This is a genomic window from Achromobacter sp. NPDC008082, assembly GCF_042957345.1.
Lineage (GTDB): Bacteria > Pseudomonadota > Gammaproteobacteria > Burkholderiales > Burkholderiaceae_B > Achromobacter > Achromobacter kerstersii_A.
The window spans coordinates 191441-208227 of record NZ_JBIBIB010000007.1 but is presented as its reverse complement, the minus strand read 5'-3'; the positions used below and the strand labels follow the sequence as shown (position 1 = coordinate 208227).

Here is a 16787-nt window from a genome sequence, read left to right as displayed (position 1 = left end):
AGGATCCCGCAATACCCCGGCCCCCACACCGGAAAACACAGTGCGGCACGAAGCCGCCGACATCCCCACGAGGAGACAACATGCACCATCCCAACAAGCGCCGCACGCTGAGCGCGCTGGCCGCGTCCGTGGCCCTGCTGTCTGGCGCGGCCGCGTTCAGCAGCGGCGCACAGGCGGCCGGCTACCCCGAACACCCGATCAACCTGATCGTGTCCTACGGCCCTGGCGGCGGCACCGACTTGGTGGCGCGCATGATGGCGCCGTTCCTGCAAAAGTACTTGGGCAACGACGCCCGCATCGTGGTGCTGAACCGCCCAGGCGCGGGCGGCGCCATCGGCTTCACCGAGCTGGCGCGCGCGCAGCCTGACGGCTACACGATCGGTTTCATCAACACGCCCAACCTGCTGACGATTCCCATCGAACGCAAATCCAACTTCACATGGAAAAGCTACGACCTGCTGGGCAACCTGATCGATGATCCCGGCGCCTTCACGGTGCGTAACGACAATGCATTGAAGACGCTGGCCGACCTGTCAGCCTATGCCACGAAGAATCCGGGCAAGGTCACGGTGGGCACCACCGGCACGGGGTCTGACGACCATCTGGCCATGTTGCGCTTTGAGCGCACGTCAAACACCAAGCTCAGCCACATCCCGTACAAGGGTGCGGGCGAAGTGCGCGGCGCGCTGGCGGGCGGTGAAATCGCCATCGGCGCAATCAATGTGGGCGAGGCGTTGCAGTACCAGAAAGGCGGAACGCCGCTGCGCTTTTTGGGGCAGATGGGCAAAACGCGTTCGGCGGCGTTGCCGGACGTGCCCACCTTCAAGGAACAGGGTTACGACTTTGAATTGGCGTCGCTGCGCGGGCTGGCCGCGCCCAAAGGCTTGCCGGACGCGGTGCGCGAGAAACTGGTGGATGCCGTGAAGCGCACGGTAGACGACCCGGAATTCCAGGCCAAGGCCCGCGACATGTACGCCCCGCTGCGCTATCTGCCCCCTGCCGCTTACGCGAAGGAGCTGGAGGCGGGCGAAGCGGAATTCCAGCAACTGTGGAAAGACGCGCCCTGGCTGGATAAGTGAATTACTTCGGCTTGACGTCTTCGCCCGCGTAACCGTCGATGTACGCACGGCCCGAGCAGCGCACCATCGCCACGCACGACGGCGCGCCGGTCTTGGCCGTGCACGTCGCGCGTGATTCTTCCCGCGCCGAGACCGGGTTGGGGTTCAGCGCCGTGAAGCGCGTGCCACGGCCTTCGCTGCCCTTCACCCACGCCATGCCGGCGCAGGTTTCCTGGTAGGTCAGGATCTTGCGGCAGTCTTTGCAGTCTTCCCATTTCGCCAGCGCGTTGACCGCGTCGGCTTCCTTCGGGTAGCCGTCCGCATAGATCAAGCCGCCGTCGGCGTTCTCCATCACCGCGCCCCAATAGGCGCGGTCGTTCACCTTGGCGGACAGCGCTTCCACGTCAGCGGGGCGCGCGCGCTTGGCGGCCTGCATATCTTCAGCGCTATAGCCTGGCCCCGCGCACTGCGGCATCGTCATCAAACGGCACTTGCCGTCGGGGCTGCCCGCCGTGCAGCGGCGCATGGCTTTCTTGGCGGCCAGTTCAGGCGACACGCTGTTGCCCGGGAACAGATCGTGGTTGGTGTTGCGCGCATAGGCCATGCAACTGTCCGAAAACCACGACAGCTTCTTGCAGTCCTTGCCGCCCTGACGCCGGCACTCGGCCAAGGCGGCGGCTTCGGCCTCTTTCTGCGACGTCTCGGGCAAGGCCCAGTAGGTCTTGTCGTGGTTGCCATCGGTGGCTATGCCGCCGTACATCACGTCGGCTTGCGCGGCGGGAGACGCCAGGCCAGCCATCAAAGCAAGAGCGGCGAATGCGGCGCGGATCAGGGGTAGAAAGCGGGCAGGCATCATCGTCGTGGGTAGGAAGTCGAGTGGGAAGCGGGACCGATCTTAGCAAGAAGCTCCGCCGGTTCCGTCCCCCTGCGAAAGCCCGCGCAGGCATATTGCGTAACAAATTTCACATCTCGCGAAAGGGATGCTGCCCCCGTTTTCCGGTAAAAATGTCGGACTTTTCTTAAGCGCGCCGTCAGCCTGCGGGGCATGTCCCGTCAAGCGAGCCATCTTGCATCGCCCGGCGCCTGTCACGAAGAGAAACAAAACGCGTTACGCCACGCCCGTGCCTTGCCCTGCGGCAAGGCCAACACGAAGGCCAGACCCGCCACGGAGCATCGACCGCAAGCCATGAAGTCGCCATCGCACACCTTGAATCGCCGGCCCCTGTTGCTGTCGGCCAGCTTGATTGCCGCAGCCGCAACGCTTGCCGGCTGCGCCCCGATGCCTACCGGCGGCAGCTCCACCCTGCCCTCGCTGGGCAATGTGTTCAAGTCGGGCCTGTCATTCTCACCCAGCGTGAACGTGGCCAAGAACATGGAAGGCCGGTCCATCAACGACGCGATTGCCGCGTTGGGCGAGCCGTCGAAAAAACGCGCCGTCGGCAACACGATGGAACTGGAGTGGTCCGACTATCAAAGCGCCCCGTACACGGAGTGGGTAACGACGGGGTCCAGCCAGCAGGTGGTAGGCATGATCCCCGCCACCAACACCACCGCCGCGACTCCGGTGTTCCAGACGAACACTACGGGCCACTATCAGAACCGCTCGCGCGTGTATGAATGCACGGTGCTGATGCGCATGCAGAACAGCGTCATCACCAGCACCAGCGTCGACGGCAACGTGTGCCCGGAGTTCATTGCGGCGCTGCGTAAGTGGGCAGGCGAAAACGAGGCGAATAACTACGTGGTGAAGTAGGCGCACGCGCACAAAGCGGCCACCGATTGCGAATGGCCGCTAACCATCCGGGACGATAAAGCGGATCGCGGCCTTTCCGAACGCCCGGTTAATCTTGCGCCTTCATTGTCTTGCGCCTTCATTGCATGATCACGACGTATCCATGAACCGGCTCATCGCCCTGCTCTGCGCAGTGTTTCCCGCGCTAAGCAGCGCCGCATATTCCCCTACCGCCACGGAAACCGCCGTGTTCGAAGCCGTCTTGCGCGATGAGCTCAACACCTTTCTTGAAGGCGGCGAGACGGTCATCGGAAACCGCCTGGGGCTGGCCCGGGCGCCGGCCGTAGCGGTCGCGCTGGCCTATGCCCGCGGCGCCAGTTCCCCCTACCCGGCCTCAGTGGACAACGCGATGCTGATCTCTGGCGCCGTCGCGTCCATCGAACGCGATGCGCGCGGTAAGCACATGGCCGCCTTCGCAACCCCGCACCCGGTAACGGTGCGCGCCGAACTTCCGCCGGGGATGTCGGCGGCAGCAAGCTTGACGCTCGTGTGCGCCAGGATGCGCGTGGTTGATCGCTCCCCCACCTTCGTGGATTGCCAGGACGCCGCCGTCGTCGGGCGCCAGGCGGTGGCTGCGCTGAAGGCCGATGTGGCCAACTTCTATGCAGGCAAGCCTACCGAAGCCAACGTGTCGCGGATGGCTATTAATGTGGCGTTCTACGCCAGTCAGCTGCCCGCCAACCATGGCTGCCCTGATGAGGTGGCGCAATGCCGGCAGCACATCGAAGCGGCCATCGCGTCCCCCTCGCGCGCGCAGGCGCTGCGTGCGACGGTGCGGCGGTTTCAGGATGCCGGTGTGGACATGAGTCCGTATGAGGGTGGCGCGCCTTCGGCAGATTAAACCGCCCCGCGACGGGGCGCATGGCGGGCCGGGTGCAACGCTACCGGGTGCAACGCTACGCAGACGCGCGCGTCACGCGGCAGATCGTTCGCAGCACTTCCGCCGGATCAGCGGGCTTGGACAAGTAGGCCGCGTAGCCTTCACAGGCCGCATCGATCTCATGTTCGGGACGGCCGCTTAATACCAGCACCGGCGTGTCGCTCAGGTAAGCGTTTTCGCGCATGGCGGTGAGCAACGCGGCGCCATTCATGCCCGGCATGGAAAAATCGGTAATCACAAGGTCCGGGCGCAGATTCAGCATCTGCTGCAACGCCGTCAACCCATCGGTATGCGTGGTGACGTCGTAGCCTTCGCTACGCAGGAACTCGCTCAACATGTCGATCAGCATCGGCTGATCATCGACCAAAAGAATTTTCATCATACTTATTCAGTCCGCGTGCAGCGGCGTTGGTGTTCTGGTTTTGGCCCGGCCTGAAGGACCCGCGATGGTAGGGCAAGCAAGCCGTATAGGTGTAAAGCATTTGTATCGGCGCGAAACCTCTATTTTGCATGACTGGCGGCGTGGGATCAGACCGGTACGGCCGCTTCGTATAGGCGCGCCAATCGGCGCAATCAGCAATTTTCGTTCCCGTCCGTCCGCCTATGGCAAAAAGGCGGCCACGCATTCAGCGCTACAATCCCCGCCGGCTTCCGCCCTCTCCGCCTCATTCCGGCGTGTCCGGATGCGTCACCCCCCTCTCCCGCTTTCGAGAATTTCATGTTCCGGCAGTTGTTGGCCTTAGTCCTTGGGCCGCTACTAGGTTTGTTCGTTGTCTGCATCGGCAACGCGTTCATCTCCTCTCTGACTACCCTGCGTCTGGATGCGGCTGGCGAATCGGCCACTGTCATCGGGATCATTTCGTCGTCGTACTTCATCGGCCTGACGCTGGGCGCGATCTTCAACGACCGGCTGATTGCGCGCATCGGCCACATCCGCGCCTACAGCAGCTTTGCGTCGCTGATCGCCGTCACCGTCTTGCTGCAAGGCCTGATCTACGGGCCGACGGCGTGGTTCGTGCTTCGGCTGATCAATGGCTGGGCCTGCGTGGGCGTCTTTCTGGTGGTGGAAAGCTGGCTGCTGCTCGCGGGCGACCCGAAGATGCGCGGGCGCTTGCTGGCGCTATACATGATTGCGCTGTACGGCTCTGGGGTGCTGGGCCAGCTTCAGCTGGGCGCCATTACGCAGTTGGGCGACATGGCGCCCTTCATGGTGGCGGGGCTGCTGGCCTCGTTGTCGGTCATGCCGATGGTGATCATTCCGCGCATCTCGCCGCTGGTCGAACGCGTTGAACCGCTGATGCCGCAACACCTGATCCGCATGACGCCCACGGGCGTGATGGGCTGCTTCGGGTCTGGCGTGGCGATTGCCGCCGTGTACACCTTGCTGCCGCTGTACTTGCAGCGCATCGGCCTGGACGTGGCCGATGTCGGCAAGATGATGAGCGCCGTGATTCTGGGCGCGATGGTGTTGCAGTACCCCGTGGGCCGCTGGTCAGACCTGCGCGACCGCCAGGTGGTGCTGATTGCGCTGGCGGTGTTCTGCACCGTGCTGAGCCTGTTGGTCTTGCTGCTGCCCGCAGGATCGCCATTGTTAATCGTGCTGCTGTTTCTATTGGGCGGCGGCGTGTTCGCGATCTATCCGGTGGCCGTCAGCCACGCGGCCGACCGCGCGCCGGCCGATGCGCTGGTCCGCATGATCCAGGGCCTGCTGCTGATCAATTCGCTGGGTTCAGCGCTGAGCCCTCTGGCTATTTCCCCTGTCATGTCGAGGTTCGGCGCCGCCGGATTTTTCTGGTGCTTTGCGGTGCTGAACCTGAGCCTGATGGTCTTCTTCATCTGGCGGCGCGGCGAACGCCCGGCCCCCGCACCGGTTGCCCCGTTCGCGGCAGCCGCACAGATGTCGCCCGCCGGCGTCGAGATGCGCGTCACCGAAGACCTGGTCCAAGGCGCGCTGGATCACGAAATGACGGAAGACCTGACCAACGTCGTGCCGGGCGCGGACGCCGCGGAGCCGGTGCTGTCCGCGGCGCCGAATCCGGTGCCTGCGCCGGGTGGAGACTAAATAAATTAACGCGCGTTTACTGATATGTAACCGCCCAGCAATACCTGAAATATCGTGAAGCCTAACGGCAATCACGCGCCCTTATACTCGCCTCCGCATGGCATGACACCCCATCCTGCGGCGGTTTAAACCCGCGTTGGTGCGTGACAGATAATCGGCCTGCAATATAAAAACCAGCCCCCTTGCGTTCTAAAAAAAATCAACAGGAAAGCGCCTACTCCATGACCCAGACTTTGAAGGCCAGCCCGACGCTGCGCAGCACCTTGGCCGGACTGCTTGTTGCCGCGTTTGCGGCGTTGTCGGCGCCGGCCGCTGCGGCCCCCGCTGCTGCGCCCGCCGCTGCCCCCCTCTCCAAGGACGCCGCTGCGGCGGTCACGCCGCCCGATGCGCCCACGGTGATGTATTTCATTTATGACGTGGACGGCAAGGGCGAGACCACGTATGAGGTCACCAATGGCAGCGTCGCCACGTACTGGTTCGGACACGCCTTTGAATCCGAAGGCACGCACTATTACACCGGCTTCGCGTGGGACACGGCGGAACGCTATGGCAAACCGGGCGAAGATCAGGTCGGCCCCGGCACGCAGGTCAACCTGGCGGAAGTCACGTTCACGCTGACTGACCCGGCCTCTGACAAGCCGTGGAAATTCCGCGGCATGGAGCCCACCATCGGCACGTTCGGCGCGTACGAACGAGGTACGGACGTCGACCCCAAACGCAAAGCGATCGAACACCGCACGCCCGGCGGAAAGCTGCTGTTGGCGGTGCCGACCACCAGCTTTGACAACGGCATTACCAGCGACGGCTATGACTTGCTGGTGTTCAACCCGGACCGCCTCAAGCGTGACGGCAACGACCACGTCTGGACCTACGTGGGCGGCGTGCTGACGGGCGAAGACAACAGCGCGGCGTGCGCCGACGGGGAAGTCATGCCCTGCACGGGCAGCTCCGGCGAATTGGAGTTTTTGCCCGACGGCAAAACCGATATGCCGGCGTTGAAGATCACGCCCAAGGGCACGACGATTTCCGGCCTTAACAAAACCCGCCATCTGGGCGCCGCCGACATCACGACGTACGTTTTCGACCCGGAGAAAAAGGCCTACGTCAGCAAATAAGTAACCGGTCTTTAGCAGGCGGCCAGCACGCAACATTTACCAACGCAAAACCTCGGCGCTGCCATTTGCGTACAGGTGCAATTAAGGCCGCCTGCCTACAATTTCCGCATAGCATCTCTACCGCCTTCGCGGTTCGAATTCCATGCGGCTTCTTCAGCAGGTTCCGGCTCACCCGCCTCTGGGCGGCATTTGTATCGAGTCTTCAGATTCCCGTCAGGCAAACATCGCGCGGCAAGACCTGGACCGATTCTTGTCGGCCTCCGGGCTGCGTGATGCGGCACACGCTGCGGGTTTGACGGGCGCCTCGCCCGGCGTGCATGCGTGGTTGCGTACGGCCGTTGCTGATGCCATCGCCCCCGGCCATGACACCACCGGCATCGCGCAGCGCTTGGGCCTGCGGTCAGACGTGGACGACGCCGATCTCGACCGCGAGATTCTGCTGGCGATGCTGGCCAGCCCCATCGCCTTCACGTTTCCCGATGTCGCCGAACTGAAATCGGCCGTGCGCATCCGCCGCTATATCGTGCAAGCCGCGCGCAAGACGGCCTTGGCGTTCGACACCGAACACGCCGAACGGCCCGAGGACTACTGGACCTATCACGAAGACAGCGGCTTTACCGTGCTGCCCGGACGCTCGCTGATCGAGGGCTTGCGCCGCGCCACGCAACCTGACGCGTCGGGCCAGTTGTATGCGTTCTCTTGCTATCGGGCTACCGAGTACGTGACGGTGCTGGGCCTTGCCCAGGAATTGCAGCAGGCCAACCCGGAGCTCGCACGCCGTTTGCAGCGCCAATGGGAAACGCGTGCCGTCATGTCGGGGCGTTTTCATGACGCGTTCCTGCACGAATACGGATCGCTGGACGCGCCCTTGCCGCAGCGCTTTTACGTGCCGGGTGACCGGCTCTGGTTTCGCAACCCGGACGCGGCGTCTTCCGATGTGGAAGGCTACGAGGGGTCGTGGGTGTTTTATCTGGGCAATGGCCAGTTCAATAATTTCTGGGAACGCGGCAGCCCTTATACGCTGACATCGAAGTGCGTTGAGATCTTCCATTGGCGGCATGGCTTGCAGAAAGACGCGTCGGGAAAATTGATCATGAACGAGCAAATCGTTCACGAACGCGTGCAGCAAACACTGGCGGACCCGGACGCCACCGCCGCCATTCTTGAGCGCATGGCGCGCATCCGCGACCCGCAAGGCGTCTACGCGGAAGGCGGCTGCATAGACGCCACGCGTGAGCGGGTGCGGTGGGTGCGGCCAGGCCATTGCGACATCGTGCTGCCGGAATTTCCCGGGCCGTCGCCGATGTCCATCGCGGCCTGACCCGACGGCCGCATCGCGCGCCCGATCAGCGAGATGATCATGGCAAAATCGCGCCATGAACCTCTACCTGGTTGGCGTTATCGTTCTGCTTGCGGCCGCGGCCGTCATCTATCGCTGCCTGCATCGCCGGCCAGATGACACCGTATGGAAGGCGCGTACCCCGTAGCGGCTATCCCGCAGCGGCTTTCCCATGGCGGCTGTGCCCTTGCCGCTAGCCTGCCTCCGGCATGACCCCAACATATCGGCCACGCGGCCGAATCACCTGCGCCACGCTAAGTTGTTCCAGGCTATGCGCCAGCAAGCCTATGCTGCGCGCGGTGGCGAATAGCCCGAACGCCGCATCTTCCGGCAAGCGGTAATGCGCCACCAGGGCCGCCAGCGCCACATCGATATTCGGTGGCAAGCCCGTCAGCTGCGTGGCCTTTTCAATAAAGCGCGCGATGACATCCGGCGGTTCAAACTGCGCCAACAACGCCGCTGCGCGGGGATCGCCGTCGGGATACAGGTGATGCCCAAACCCGGGCAGCGGCAGGCCGGTAGACAGGTAATGCGCAATCACCTGGTCTTCACCCAAGCGTTCCACCTCGTTGAACAGCGCCTTGACGCGGCCGGACGCATCACCATGCAATGGCCCGGACAACGTCGTCAGCCCGGACAACAAACACGCCGGCAAGGACGCGCCCGTCGATGCGGCGATGCGCGCCGCAAAAGCGGAACTGGTGAGCTCATGGTCCACCAGCAAGACCATGGCCGTGCGCAACAGCTCGGCCACCTGCGCCGGCTGCTTCCAGCCTTGCGCAAAGCGCAGATGCAACGGCTGCTTGCCCGGCTGCGCGCCAAACGCATTGGCCAACTGCCCGACCAGCGCCTGGCATTCGCCATGCAACACACGCGTCATACGGCCATGCGTGGAATGTCCGGTGGCGGCCAGCGCCGCCAACCCTGTGAACGCCGCTACCCGCCCGGGTGACGACACACGCGTCGCCGACGAGAAATCCACGGCCTGATCCGCGTTCCAGAGCAGCTGCGCGGCGGCCTCCAGGCTGGCCGTTTGCGCCAACGCCACCGCGTCTTGTCCGCGGTAGACCAAGTGCTGGCGAATGAAGGCCGAGATGGCGGTAGGAATACTGGGTTCCGCACCGAAGAGCGTATTGGTGGCAAGCGTCTCGTGTTTGCGGCCGGCCTGCTTGCGCTTGGCCAGCCCGGCAACGTCTTCGGCCCGGTACAGGCTGCGCCGCGTGTCGGTGGGGTCTGGCATCACTTCCAGCTTGCCGCGGCTGACATACGCGTAGATGGTCTGCGGCCGCACGCCCAATTGGCTGCACACCTCGGCCATTGAAATCCAGGAACCCATGATGTCGTGTTGCAAAGTTTATATGTTGATTTTATAGATCAATATTGCGTGCCAAATCAATCATTACATACGATGGGGTCAATCATCCACGCGCATGCTTTTGCATGCCGCCCACTTGAGCTGAACCCTATGAAGCCCCAGGTCCTGCAACTGAACCCCATCCTGATTCCCGCCATCAACGACGAGCTGGCCTCGCTTTACCAGGTGCACAAGTTCTTCGAGATTGCCGATCAGCCCGCCTGGCTGCGCGAGCACGGCGCGTCGATCAGCGCCGTCATTACGGGCGGCCACACGGGCATATCCCGCGGCATGCTGGAACAATTGCCCAACGTCAAAGTCGTGGCCGTGAACGGCGTGGGCACGGATGCGGTAGACCTGGCGTACTGCCGCAGCCGCCATCTGCCCGTCACCGCCACACTGGGCGCGCTGACCGAAGATGTGGCGGACCTGGCCATCGGCCTGCTGATCGCCGCGTGCCGCAACCTGTGCGCCGGCGACCGTTTTGTGCGCGACGGCCTGTGGGAACTGAACCCCCAGCCCAGCGCCCTTCCGCTGGCGCGCCGCTTCAGCGGCATGCGCGTAGGCATTGTCGGCATGGGCCGCGTGGGCCGCGCCGTCGCCACGCGCGCCGCCGCCTTCGGATGCCCGATCCGCTATACCGACCTGCGCGCCATGGACGACGTGCCGCATGCGTTCGTGCCTGCATTGCTTGACCTGGCGGCGGGTTCCGATGCGCTGGTGTTGTGCGCGGCGGCCGACAAGGCCGAGGGCATCATCAACGCCGCCGTGCTGGACGCGTTAGGACCGCGCGGCTTCCTGGTGAATGTGGCGCGCGGCCGGCTGGTCAATGAGGCCGACCTGACGCGGGCGCTGGCCGATGGCCGTATCGCGGGCGCGGGGCTGGATGTGTTTGTTGACGAACCGCGTGTGCCGCAAACGCTGCGCGAATCCGATCGCACCACACTGCAAGCACACCGCGCCAGCGCCACGTGGGAAACCCGCCACGCCATGGGCCAGATGGTGCTGGACAGCGTGGCGCAGGCGCTTGCAGGCGAACGCCCGGCGATGAGCCTGACCACCTGAGCCGCAAGCGCCCGCCATGTCCGACTTCGTCTTTCCCCCTGCCGCCCCCGTCACCTTGGCCATAGTGGGCAGCGCCTTGCGTTTCCCCGTGGCGCGCGTGTTTTGCATCGGCCGCAACTATCGCTGGGACGCCAATGAACCCGCGCCGCTCGCCATGCCGGCTTGGTTCATGAAACCCGCAAGCGCCGTCGTACCCGCAAGCGGGCCGCTGCCCTACCCGCCCGAAACCGCGGAGTTCTGCCATGAGGTGGAACTCGTCGTCGCCATCGGCCAAGGCGGCCGGAACCTGACACCGGAACAGGCGCAAGCGGATCACGTCTGGGGCTACGCCACGGGCCTCGACCTGACGCGGCGCGACTTGCAGCAACAAGCCAAGCTTGCGGGCGGCCCCTGGGAACCCGCCAAGGCGTTTGATCATTCCGCACCGTGCACGCCCATCGTTCCTGTCAGCCGCGCCGGCCACCTCACGCACGGGGCGATGTGGCTGGCTGTGAATGGCGTTGAGCGCCAGCGCACCGACCTGTCCCAGCTGTTGTGGCCGGTGCCGGCGCTGGTGGCGATGCTGTCCCGTTCAGTGGCGCTGATGCCGGGCGACCTGATCTACACCGGCACGCCTGCAGGCGTGGGGCCGCTCGTGCCGGGCGACGTCATCACCGCCGGCATTGCCGGTGCCGGCGAGCTTTCCATGACCGTCGTCCCATGTGCCGCGTAATGCCGAACCCGCAGTCGACCCCGCAGTCGACCCCGCAGGCGAACCTGCGGCTTCAACCCGCCGCCCCAAACCGCGCTTCCACCCCGCCGCCCCTACAGGCCGCCTCCCACCGCCATCATGCCCCTTCTTCCCTTCGTTTTCCGCCATCAGGAGTCTCCCCTTGAACGCAAGCTCGTCCCAAAAAATTGCTCTGGTCACTGGCGCTGGCAGCGGCGTTGGCCGTGTCACGGCGCTGGGTCTGCTGAACGACGGCTGGACCGTCGTGCTGGCGGGCCGCCGTGCCGACCCCTTGCACACGCTGGCCGCTGACGCCACCGCGCGCGGCCAGACCGCCTTAGCCGTGCCTACCGACGTGACCGACCCGGCCAGTGTGCAAGCGCTGTTCGACACCATCGAACAACGCTTCGGCCGGCTGGATCTGCTGTTCAACAACGCCGGCGTCAACGCGCCGGCCGTGCCCATGGACGAGCTGCCGCTGGACAAGTGGTTCAGCGTCATCAACACCAACGTGACCGGCGTTTTCCTGTGCGCGCGCGCCGCCTTCGGGCTGATGCGCCGGCAGTCGCCGCAGGGCGGCCGCATCATCAACAACGGCTCGATCTCGGCGCATACGCCGCGCCCCTACACCGCGCCCTATACCGCCAGCAAGCACGCCGTCACCGGGCTGACCAAAGCGTTGTCGCTGGATGGCCGCGCGTTCAACATCGTGGCCAGCCAGATCGACATCGGCAACGCGTTGACCGAGCTGTCTGAACGCATGACGCGCGGCGTCTTGCAAGCCAACGGCACGACCGCGCCGGAACCCATGATGGACGCCACGCACGTCGCCAACGCCGTCCGCCACATGGCCGCCCTGCCGCTGGACGCCAACGTGTTGACCATGACCATCATGGCAAGCGCCATGCCGTTTACCGGGCGCGGCTAGCGCGGCGCCCAAGCGCGGCACCCAAGCACTGCAAACACAGAGTTGACTGAAGTTGACCATCACCCCCGAAGGAGACAAGCATGCCGATCACCATCCTGTCCAAGGTTCTTGCCAAGGCCTTACCCAAAACCCTGGCCCTGTCGCTGGCCTGCGTCGCCATCACGCCTACGCAGGCCAGCGCGCAGAGCTACCCCACGCGCCCCATCAGCATCATCGTCCCCGCGCCGCCGGGCGGAGGCATCGACATCATCGCGCGCGTGGTCGGCGAGAAACTGTCGCAGTCGCTGGGCCAGCCGGTCATCGTCGACAACCGGCCCGGCGCCTCCAACAACCTGGGCACCGCGCTGCTGGCCAACGCCAAGCCCGACGGCTACACCATCGGTATCGTGGGCGGCAGCCACAACATCAATAAGTACCTGTTCAAAAACCTGGGCTGGGACCCGCAAAAGAGTTTCGAACCCATCGTCTACACGCACGAGATTCCGCTGGTGTTTGCGGTGTACCCGAAGGTGCCGGCCAAGACCTTGCCCGAACTCGTCAGCTGGATGAAGGCGAACCCCGACGAAGCCAAGGTTGCGACCTCGGGCCGGGGCAGCGCACAAGAGATGGCGGCTGAAATGTTCCGCATGGTCAGCGGCGCGCCGATGCTGATGATTCCCTACAAGGGTTCATCCGCCGCGCACCCGGATTTGCTGGCCGGCCGCACCGTGCTGTACATCGACACGCTGAGCGCCATGCAGGAACAGGTCAAGGCCGGCAACGTGCGCGCCGTGGCGATCTCCACCGCCAAGCGCGCCCAGGCGCTGCCGGATGTGCCAACCGCGCAAGAACAAGGGCTGGCCGGCTACGACGCCAACACCAATGGCGGCTTCCTGGCGCCTGCCGGCACGCCGAAAGACATCATCAACAAGCTCAACGCCGAAATCAACGCGGCGCTGAAGCAACCCGCCGTGCGCGCAAAGCTGGAAGCCGCCGGGATCGAAGTCCAGGGCGGCACGCCGCAGCAATACGCTGCGCTGATTCAGTCTGACCTGACCAAGTGGGGCAAGGTGGTGAAGGAAGCGGGTATTCAACCCGAGTAAAGTCGCTGGCGTATCTTGCTTCGGCATTTCGCTTGCGCACCCGTTCCCCTGGCGGCCACAGCCGTCAGGGGCGTCTTCCTATAACCAGCCTCCCGGCAGTCAAAAAAAAGGTGTGGCGAGAAAGAGAAATGGTAGAAAGTCAGAACATTGTTATGTATCCTGATTTTTGCGCACACCGCCGATGGCGCGTCTAGCTCTCGGTTTCGCAAGCGTTAATTCAATCCCAGCATGACTCGCAATTCGTGGTAACCCTAGATCACTGATCGGCATTCCGTCTGAAGTCGGAAGTTTGGAGGGCACGTGAAGCAGCAGTTGCAGGTTGATTGGCCGCAAACCCGGCGTTGCCTGGCGCGCCGACAAAACACTTCCTCTCTTTCCTCGTCGGGCCTTCTTGGCCCCGCCGCTGCGCGTCTGCCGCGCACATCGCGCACCCCGTCAGAGCACTGAATGGCCATCTATCGCGCGAGCGCCATGCGGCCCCGCGCCATCATCCAGCAGTCCCGAATCGAACCGCATTGAAGCTATTGATAGACCCAGGGAGTTACACAGCCTGCAAAGGCAAGGAGGGGTGTCATGAAAGCAAGGCGATGGTTGGGAGCGGCGTTACTCGCCGTCGGCGGACTTTCCGCGATGGGTGGCGCCTTGGCGCAAACCAAAGATGCGGCGTCCGGCACACAAGGACAGGCGTCTGGCACGCAAGGACAGGCATCTGGCAAGAAACCAAATATTCTCGTTATTTTCGGCGATGACATCGGGCAGGCGAACATCAGCGCCTATACCCGCGGTGTGGTGGGATACCGCACTCCCAACATTGATCGCATCGCCAACGAAGGCGCGATCTTCACCGATTACTACGCCGAGAACAGTTGCACCGCGGGGCGGTCAACGTTCATTACCGGCCAATCCGCCCGCCGCACCGGGCTGTCGAAAGTTGGTATCCCGGGCGCGCCCGTCGGCCTGCAAGACCGCGACATCACCATCGCGCAGGCGCTCAAGGGCCAGGGCTACAACACTGCGCAATTCGGCAAGAACCACTTGGGGGATCGCGACGAATACCTGCCCACCAAGCACGGCTTTGACGTGTTCTTCGGCAACCTCTATCACTTGAACGCCGAGGAAGAACCCGAACGCCCCTACTTCCCGAAGAACTCTACCGACCCCGCCATCAAGGCCTACATGCCGCGTGGCGTGATCAAGGCATCGGCGGACGGCAAGATCGAAGACACCGGCGCCTTGACCACCAAGCGCATGGAAACGATCGACGACGAAACCGTAGGCGCCGCGCTGGATTATCTGGACAAGCACGGCAAGGACGACAAGCCCTTCTTCCTGTGGATGAACTCCACGCGCATGCACTTGTTCACGCACATCCGGCCTGAGCACAAGGGCAAGAGCGGCATGCCCGGCAATGATTATGCCGACGGCATGTGGGAGCACGACCAGGACGTGGGCAAGCTGCTGAAAAAGCTCGACGACCTGGGCATCGCCAACGACACCATCGTGATCTACACGACGGACAACGGGCCCAACCAGTTCTCGTGGCCGGACGCCGCCTCTACGCCGTTCCGCAGCGAGAAAGACACGAACTGGGAAGGCGCGTTCCGGGTGCCGGCGATGATCCGTTGGCCGGGCCACATCCAGCCGGGGTCGGTCAAGAACGATATCGTGTCCGGCATGGACTGGTTCCCGACGCTGCTTGCCGCCGCCGGTGACGATGGCGTTAAGGAACGCCTGCTCAAGGGCTGGAAACCGAACGGCGCCAACCGCGACTACAAGGTCCACCTGGACGGCTACAACCAGATCGATTACCTGACCGGCAAGAGCGACAAGAGCGCACGCGAAGACTTCTACTACTTCAACGATGACGGCCTGCTGGTCGCCATGCGTTATGAAAACTGGAAGGTCGTGTTCTGCGAGCAGAAATCGCCAGGCGGCTTTGCGGTGTGGAAGGAACCCTTCGTCTGCCTGCGCGTGCCCAAGGTGTTCAACCTGCGCATGGACCCCTACGAACGTGCTGACATCGTTTCCGATCAGTACAACGACTGGCTGACGAAGAACGCGTATCTGGCCTTCGTGGGCTCGGCCAAGGCGTCGGAGTTCCTGGAGACCTTCGTCGAATGGCCGCCCAGCCAGAATCCGCCCAGCTTCAGTACCGACCAGGTACAGCGCGAAGTGGACAAGAAGATCGACCAGTACTTCGAGGAGCAGAAAAAGCAGGGCAAGGGACCCAAGTAAGCCAGGGCTGCTGGTGAATGGCGCGCCGCGCAAGGGAGCTCCCCGCGCGCGGCGCCTGTGCGTTTCAGCCTGTGCGTTTCAGTTTCGGACAAGGACAGCCGGTGGACCAGAACGCTGAAACCAAAGGGCGCGCGCATCGGGCCTCTGCATGGCTGATCGCCGCCCTCGCCTGCGTAGCCGCGCCCGCCGCACTGGCCCAACCGACGCTGCGCTTGAACAAAGACGACCTACAGAAGCGCGCCAATGGGGTGCTGGCGCTGATGTCGTTCTCTATCGTGCCCGACATCACGACCAGTTCTTTATCCATCGGCAGCGGCGGCGGCACGACGTCGGGCTCAACAGAATTTTTCATGACGCAGCTGGGTGGCGGCGACACGATCTCGAAATCGGTTCCCATCTACCTGGAAGGCGTGCTGGCCGGCAGCCGCTACGACCCCACCTTCATCGCCACGCAAGGCGCCGAGACGCGCACGATCCCCACCAAATGGAACAGCGTGTCGGCAACCGGCGGCATCGGCTGGGACTTCAAGCTGACCGACGAATTAAAGCTGCGCCCCATCTTCAACTTTGCGCTGGGCAACGTCACCAGCGACCTGCGCGCCGCAAGCTGGTACGTCGGCCAAAAAACCGGCCAGGACGTCACGTTCCTGGACAGGGGTTCGCTGAACGCCTATGGGCTGGGCGGCTCGATCATGCTGGACTACGAACACTACCGGCCGGGCTATGAAGTGGATGTGGAATTGCGCTATTCCGACATCCGGCTAAAAAGCTTCGACAGCTCGGCCGCGGTGCAAGGCAACGCGGTGGCCCAGTCGGCAAACCTGTGGGCGCGCTACCGGGCGCCTACAGGAATTGTGATGCTGCAACGCCCGCTGCGCTATGTGCTGGAGCTGACCCATTCCGAGTTTCTGGGCGACCAGCGCGGCGTGCTGGGATTCGACCGCCTGACATCCGTTGGCGCCGGCCTGGAGCTGGATTCCAGCGCGTACAACATGATCATCACCCGCACCCGATTGGTGGGCCGGTATGTGTTTGGCACGAACGTGTCGGGGTTCTCGGTGGGGCTGGCGGTGAGTTTTTGAGGGTGCACGCGGACCATAGCGCGGGCTTCTGCCGCAGTGGATGGAAAGCTTCGGCTCTGGACAAGGAATGTCCAGAGCGCCATTCA

General features: G+C 63.7%; 15 protein-coding genes. 12 read left to right on the top strand and 3 right to left on the bottom strand.

Features of this window, described 5'->3' with window-relative positions; all coding sequences use genetic code 11:
• The first annotated feature begins 80 nt into the window (after positions 1-80).
• A complete protein-coding gene (locus ACFZAI_RS27165; protein ID WP_391569907.1) occupies positions 81-1079 on the top strand; it encodes a Bug family tripartite tricarboxylate transporter substrate binding protein in 999 nt (332 codons plus the stop codon).
• Between the two features lies 1 nt (position 1080).
• On the opposite strand, the gene ACFZAI_RS27160 is transcribed toward ACFZAI_RS27165, so the two are convergent.
• The gene (locus ACFZAI_RS27160) at positions 1081-1914 is read right to left on the bottom strand and encodes a DUF4189 domain-containing protein (RefSeq protein ID WP_391569906.1); all 834 of its coding nucleotides are present in this window, start codon (positions 1912-1914) and stop codon (positions 1081-1083) included.
• 330 nt (positions 1915-2244) lie between these two features.
• Here ACFZAI_RS27160 and ACFZAI_RS27155 point away from each other — a divergent pair, with 330 nt between their 5' ends.
• On the top strand, positions 2245-2811 hold the full coding sequence (locus tag ACFZAI_RS27155; RefSeq protein ID WP_391569905.1) for a hypothetical protein: 567 nt from the start codon (positions 2245-2247) through the stop codon (positions 2809-2811).
• Between the two features lie 142 nt (positions 2812-2953).
• A complete protein-coding gene (locus ACFZAI_RS27150) occupies positions 2954-3691 on the top strand; it encodes a hypothetical protein (protein ID WP_391569904.1) in 738 nt (245 codons plus the stop codon).
• 55 nt (positions 3692-3746) lie between these two features.
• Here ACFZAI_RS27150 and ACFZAI_RS27145 read toward each other — a convergent pair whose 3' ends face one another.
• Entirely contained in the window at positions 3747-4112 is a 366-nt protein-coding gene (locus tag ACFZAI_RS27145) for a PleD family two-component system response regulator (RefSeq protein WP_391569903.1), read from the bottom strand.
• 336 nt (positions 4113-4448) lie between these two features.
• On the opposite strand from ACFZAI_RS27145, the gene ACFZAI_RS27140 reads away from it, so the two are divergent.
• The 3 genes from ACFZAI_RS27140 to ACFZAI_RS27130 all read left to right on the top strand — a co-directional run bounded on the left by ACFZAI_RS27140 (position 4449) and on the right by ACFZAI_RS27130 (position 8228).
• Positions 4449-5792 carry an MFS transporter gene (locus tag ACFZAI_RS27140; protein ID WP_391569902.1) on the top strand — a complete coding sequence of 448 codons (1344 nt, stop codon included), beginning with the start codon at positions 4449-4451 and terminating at the stop codon, positions 5790-5792.
• 221 nt (positions 5793-6013) lie between these two features.
• Positions 6014-6907 (top strand): hypothetical protein, encoded by an 894-nt coding sequence (locus tag ACFZAI_RS27135; protein WP_391569901.1) that lies wholly within the window; start codon positions 6014-6016, stop codon positions 6905-6907.
• Positions 6908-7049: 142 nt separating this feature from the next.
• Positions 7050-8228 carry a hypothetical protein gene (locus ACFZAI_RS27130; protein WP_391569900.1) on the top strand — a complete coding sequence of 393 codons (1179 nt, stop codon included), beginning with the start codon at positions 7050-7052 and terminating at the stop codon, positions 8226-8228.
• A 211-nt stretch (positions 8229-8439) separates the two neighbouring features.
• Here the strand turns inward: ACFZAI_RS27130 and ACFZAI_RS27125 are convergent, their stop codons facing one another.
• On the bottom strand, positions 8440-9582 hold the full coding sequence (locus tag ACFZAI_RS27125) for a citrate/2-methylcitrate synthase (protein WP_391569898.1): 1143 nt from the start codon (positions 9580-9582) through the stop codon (positions 8440-8442).
• 129 nt (positions 9583-9711) lie between these two features.
• On the opposite strand from ACFZAI_RS27125, the gene ACFZAI_RS27120 reads away from it, so the two are divergent.
• From ACFZAI_RS27120 to ACFZAI_RS27095, 6 genes are all read left to right on the top strand, one after another.
• Positions 9712-10665: a 2-hydroxyacid dehydrogenase gene (locus ACFZAI_RS27120; protein ID WP_391569897.1), complete on the top strand. Its 954-nt coding sequence runs from the start codon at positions 9712-9714 to the stop codon at positions 10663-10665.
• 16 nt (positions 10666-10681) lie between these two features.
• Complete coding sequence (locus ACFZAI_RS27115) at positions 10682-11377, top strand: fumarylacetoacetate hydrolase family protein (RefSeq protein WP_391569896.1); 696 nt, start codon at positions 10682-10684, stop codon at positions 11375-11377.
• Between the two features lie 160 nt (positions 11378-11537).
• On the top strand, positions 11538-12302 hold the full coding sequence (locus ACFZAI_RS27110; RefSeq protein WP_391569895.1) for an SDR family oxidoreductase: 765 nt from the start codon (positions 11538-11540) through the stop codon (positions 12300-12302).
• 80 nt (positions 12303-12382) lie between these two features.
• A complete protein-coding gene (locus ACFZAI_RS27105) occupies positions 12383-13384 on the top strand; it encodes a Bug family tripartite tricarboxylate transporter substrate binding protein (RefSeq protein WP_391569894.1) in 1002 nt (333 codons plus the stop codon).
• A gap of 573 nt (positions 13385-13957) precedes the next feature.
• Positions 13958-15619: an arylsulfatase gene (locus tag ACFZAI_RS27100; RefSeq protein ID WP_391569893.1), complete on the top strand. Its 1662-nt coding sequence runs from the start codon at positions 13958-13960 to the stop codon at positions 15617-15619.
• Between the two features lie 101 nt (positions 15620-15720).
• Positions 15721-16701 carry a hypothetical protein gene (locus ACFZAI_RS27095; protein ID WP_391569891.1) on the top strand — a complete coding sequence of 327 codons (981 nt, stop codon included), beginning with the start codon at positions 15721-15723 and terminating at the stop codon, positions 16699-16701.
• Positions 16702-16787 lie beyond the last annotated feature (86 nt).

Coding starts and splice junctions, on each gene's coding strand:
- ACFZAI_RS27165 (WP_391569907.1), top strand. CDS start 81: ATGCACCATCCCAACAAGCGCCGCACGCTGAGCGCGCTGGCCGCGTCC.
- ACFZAI_RS27160 (WP_391569906.1), bottom strand. CDS start 1,914: ATGATGCCTGCCCGCTTTCTACCCCTGATCCGCGCCGCATTCGCCGCT.
- ACFZAI_RS27155 (WP_391569905.1), top strand. CDS start 2,245: ATGAAGTCGCCATCGCACACCTTGAATCGCCGGCCCCTGTTGCTGTCG.
- ACFZAI_RS27150 (WP_391569904.1), top strand. CDS start 2,954: ATGAACCGGCTCATCGCCCTGCTCTGCGCAGTGTTTCCCGCGCTAAGC.
- ACFZAI_RS27145 (WP_391569903.1), bottom strand. CDS start 4,112: ATGATGAAAATTCTTTTGGTCGATGATCAGCCGATGCTGATCGACATG.
- ACFZAI_RS27140 (WP_391569902.1), top strand. CDS start 4,449: ATGTTCCGGCAGTTGTTGGCCTTAGTCCTTGGGCCGCTACTAGGTTTG.
- ACFZAI_RS27135 (WP_391569901.1), top strand. CDS start 6,014: ATGACCCAGACTTTGAAGGCCAGCCCGACGCTGCGCAGCACCTTGGCC.
- ACFZAI_RS27130 (WP_391569900.1), top strand. CDS start 7,050: ATGCGGCTTCTTCAGCAGGTTCCGGCTCACCCGCCTCTGGGCGGCATT.
- ACFZAI_RS27125 (WP_391569898.1), bottom strand. CDS start 9,582: ATGGGTTCCTGGATTTCAATGGCCGAGGTGTGCAGCCAATTGGGCGTG.
- ACFZAI_RS27120 (WP_391569897.1), top strand. CDS start 9,712: ATGAAGCCCCAGGTCCTGCAACTGAACCCCATCCTGATTCCCGCCATC.
- ACFZAI_RS27115 (WP_391569896.1), top strand. CDS start 10,682: ATGTCCGACTTCGTCTTTCCCCCTGCCGCCCCCGTCACCTTGGCCATA.
- ACFZAI_RS27105 (WP_391569894.1), top strand. CDS start 12,383: ATGCCGATCACCATCCTGTCCAAGGTTCTTGCCAAGGCCTTACCCAAA.
- ACFZAI_RS27100 (WP_391569893.1), top strand. CDS start 13,958: ATGAAAGCAAGGCGATGGTTGGGAGCGGCGTTACTCGCCGTCGGCGGA.